The sequence below is a fragment of the uncultured Muriicola sp. genome (assembly GCF_947258935.1).
GTDB lineage: Bacteria > Bacteroidota > Bacteroidia > Flavobacteriales > Flavobacteriaceae > Muriicola.
The window spans coordinates 1-3,715 of the sequence record NZ_CAMYKH010000118.1 but is presented as its reverse complement, the minus strand read 5'-3'; the positions used below and the strand labels follow the sequence as shown (position 1 = coordinate 3,715).

At 41.1% G+C, this 3,715-nt stretch carries 4 protein-coding genes and 1 pseudogene; 1 reads left to right on the top strand and 4 read right to left on the bottom strand.

Going from position 1 to position 3,715, the window contains the following annotated elements; genetic code table 11:
- A partial coding sequence (locus tag Q0X72_RS13295) for an iron-containing alcohol dehydrogenase (RefSeq protein WP_297766383.1) occupies nt 1–419 on the bottom strand: 419 nt, incomplete at its 3' end.
- Nucleotides 420–526: 107 nt separating this feature from the next.
- Here Q0X72_RS13295 and Q0X72_RS13290 point away from each other — a divergent pair.
- The gene (locus Q0X72_RS13290; protein WP_297766381.1) at nt 527–1,693 is read left to right on the top strand and encodes a proline dehydrogenase family protein; all 1,167 of its coding nucleotides are present in this window, start codon (nt 527–529) and stop codon (nt 1,691–1,693) included.
- Between the two features lie 11 nt (nt 1,694–1,704).
- Here the strand turns inward: Q0X72_RS13290 and Q0X72_RS13285 are convergent, their stop codons facing one another.
- From Q0X72_RS13285 to Q0X72_RS13275, 3 genes and pseudogenes are all read right to left on the bottom strand, one after another.
- Nucleotides 1,705–2,094, bottom strand: a complete 390-nt coding sequence (locus Q0X72_RS13285; protein WP_297766380.1) for a DUF4258 domain-containing protein — start codon at nt 2,092–2,094, stop codon at nt 1,705–1,707.
- Nucleotide 2,095: 1 nt separating this feature from the next.
- The gene (locus Q0X72_RS13280; RefSeq protein ID WP_297766378.1) at nt 2,096–3,295 is read right to left on the bottom strand and encodes an alanine dehydrogenase; all 1,200 of its coding nucleotides are present in this window, start codon (nt 3,293–3,295) and stop codon (nt 2,096–2,098) included.
- A gap of 166 nt (nt 3,296–3,461) precedes the next feature.
- Nucleotides 3,462–3,715 (bottom strand): annotated as a pseudogene (locus tag Q0X72_RS13275) (hypothetical protein); the annotation flags it as partial.

Sequence of the window (3,715 nt, the reverse complement as noted above, 5' to 3'; positions counted from 1 at the left end):
ACCCCTGTTTTACCACCAATAGAGGCGTCTACCATGGCCAGAAGGCTGGTTGGCACATTGATAAAATCCATACCCCGTTTAAAGGTAGATGCGACAAATCCGCCAAGATCTGTAACTACGCCACCACCGAGATTGATCAAAAGACTCTTCCTGTCTGCATTTAGTTCAGACAGTGCATGCCATACTTGCACACAGGTATCAATGGTCTTGTGTGTCTCTCCGGCTTCCATTTCAATGATCTCAAGATCTGCCGAGGTTTCAATTGAGGAGAGGAACAAAGGCAAGCAGTCCCTATGGGTATTCTCATCGACCAGGATAAAGATCTTTGAGTAATTCTTTTCTTTCAATACCTTGCTTAGTGCCTTGTAGGCATGAGTGTTGAAATAAATGGCATAAGAGTCTGTAAGGATCGATTCCATGTACTAGGGGATCAATTTAAGTGATATCTCCACAAATTAAAGGCTATTTTTTAGCAAATGAATATAATTTCAGTGATTATCTTTGGAACATTAATAAAATACAATAAATGGCGCAAATTTTTGAGAATACCAAAACGGCCTTTGCTCTAAAAACAGATGCCGAATTAGAACGTGCTTATTTTCTCTTTAAATTAATTGGCAATCAGCCATTGGTTAAGATCGGCACTGCCGTCACCAATTTTGCCATAAAAACTCATTTACCGGTAGAGGGACTTATAAGAGCTACGGTCTTTGATCATTTTTGTGGCGGTATAAATGAGAAAGACTGCATGCCTACCGTAGACAAATTATGGGAAAAAGGAGTGTGTTCAATTCTCGATTATTCTGTGGAAGGGAAGGATACAGAAGATCCGCTGGATTATGCCTTGTCTGTAACATTGAAAATACTCGATTTTGTGAAGGAGAAGGAAGCTATACCATTTGCTGTTTTTAAACCTTCGGGGTATGGCCGTTTTCACCTCTATCAAAAAATAGGAGCCGGAGAACAACTAACATCCTCTGAGAAAAACGAATGGGACCGGGTTGTTAATCGCTTTGACGCCACGTGTAAAAAGGCACATGACCTGGATGTAAGTCTCTTGATAGATGCTGAGGAGAGTTGGATGCAGGATGCCGCAGACGAATTGGTGGAGGAAATGATGCGCAAGTACAACAAGGATAAGGTAATCGTTTTTAATACCATACAATTGTATCGATGGGACCGATTAGAATATTTAAAAAAGCTTCAGGAGAAGGCAGAGAAAGAAGGATTCAAAATTGGGATCAAGGCAGTGCGTGGCGCATATATGGAAAAGGAGAATGAACGTGCGGAGGAAGAAGGGTATAACACTCCCATCTGTGGTTCCAAGCGGGAAACAGACAATAATTTCAATAAGACCATCACCTATATTTTAGAACATTTAGACACAATGTCGCTCTTTGCAGGGACTCATAATGAAGATAGTTCTCTCTTACTGATGTACCTTATGGAAAAGCATCAAATTGCCCCTAATGACAAAAGGATATGGTTTGGGCAATTATTTGGAATGAGTGATCATATCTCCTTTAATTTGGCGGCTGAAGGATACAATGTGGCAAAATATCTGCCTTTTGGGCCTGTGCGAGATGTTATGCCCTATCTCATACGCAGAGCGGAGGAAAACACCTCTGTTGCCGGGCAAACCAACAGGGAATTAGAGTTATTGAAAAAAGAACGCAAGAGAAGGAAAATATAAGGATGTAGTTCTTAATTATCCGAATAAGAGATTTGACTGATCTGCAGTAGTGAGTCGCAATTAATTGTTTTCATAATTGCATCTTTCCCTTTTAACGTATGCTCAATCACATAGGTGGTACATGGACGAGAGCGGGTATCACTTTTACTAAAAACCACGGATCCCTCTCGTAAGAATGATGCAATATCTGCACTGTCTACAACTCCTTCCTCCAGGAGATCTGAAATGCTATCAGAAAATGAGATTGGTTTAGATCGTAAATCTTTTAAAACGCGGCAATTGGGAAAGTAACAAAACTCCGTTCCGGTCTCGGTGGTTTTCTTCTTCAATAAAAAGGTAAGAATAACAATGCCAATGGCGAGACCTGCCATAAAGTAACCCAGGCGTTTTAGAAAGGCCATGCTAAAAAATTAGGAAATTGATATCACTGTATTTCAGGTCGAACCATTCGCCCACAGTTTTATTGGTTAATATGCCATGATAGAGATACAGTCCGTTTCGAAGTCCCTTATCGAATCGCAAGGAATTTTCGAGTCCGCCATCCTCTCCAATCTTTAGCAAGTAAGGAGTAAAGATATTACTGATAGATACCGAGGCCGTCCGCGGGTAGCGTGCAGGAATATTAGGAACCCCATAATGAAAGACGCCAAATTTATTAATGACGGGTTTATCATGAGATGTAATTTCACTTGTTTCAAAACATCCGCCCATATCTATACTTACATCAATAATAACGGAGCCTTTTTTCATATGCTCTACCATAGTTTGCGTTACGATCACCGGAGACCGGTCCCTGCCCCTCATGGCGCCTATAGCTACATCGCATCGCTTTAGTGATTTAAGCAGATTTTTGGGTTGCAAGGTAGAGGTATAGACAATTTGATGTAAGTTGGTTTGTATGTTGCGCAACTTGGTTATTGAATTATCAAAGATCTTTACATTGGCGCCAAGGCCTATGGCCGACCTGGCTGCAAATTCTCCCACGGTACCGGCACCAAGTATGACTACTTCTATAGGTGGTACTCCGGTTATGTTTCCAAACATAAGTCCATTGCCCAGATTGGTGGCAGCCATGATCTCTGCGGCAATAAGAACACAAGAGATCCCGGCTATCTCACTTAATGATCGTACGGCAGGATAGTTTCCATCTTCATCGCGAATAAATTCGAAGGCAATAGCCGTGATCCTTTTTTTGGCCAGTTCTTCAAAATACTCCTTAGATTGGGTCTTTATTTGTAAGGCGGATATAATGGTGGTTTGCGGATTAATATACTGTATCTCCGAAAGGGTAGGGGGCGCTACTTTTAGAAGCAGGGGGCAGGAAAAAACCTTTTTGGTATCTCGGGAAATAGTGGCCCCGGCATTGGTGTAGTCTATATCGGAAAAATTAGCTCCATCTCCTGCACCCGACTCAATTAGCACCCTATGGCCGTTGGCTGTTAAGGCATTGACCGCATCTGGCGTTAAACAGATACGTTTTTCCTGAAATTGGTTTTCCTTGGGGATCCCAATAAAGAGTTCTCCCTTTTGCTTTAATAATTCCAGCGTTTCTTCCTGAGGCAGTAGTTCCTGTTTGCTAAAAGGGGAAGAAGGTTGGTTCATAGGAGGATTGGATATAAGAGTTTCCGACCGTAACTCAAAATTACAATAAATTTAGAGAAGGTGTTAGCATAAAAAATGGAACACGGCTAAAGGACTCTTAGCGCAAAAGATAGTATAATTCGCGGATGCGCTGTTTTGAACATAGAAGATAGAGCGCATTAATAACCTAGAGCATAAAATTAAAGAGGTTCTTTATTGTGTGCTGAAGTTGACTGATCAAGTTGGATAAGGTTTTGTTGGAGACATCTTCGGAAAGATCCATTTTATCCTCTTGTGGCGAGTCATCAGAGCTTTGAATGTTTGAGTATTTTTTCTTTTCCTTTTCACGGTAAAACTGTAATTCAACATCCATGGCCTCCAGGTCTATCCCATGCACATATTTGTCATAGAGTTTTACTCTTACAAAATAAACAAAGGGAA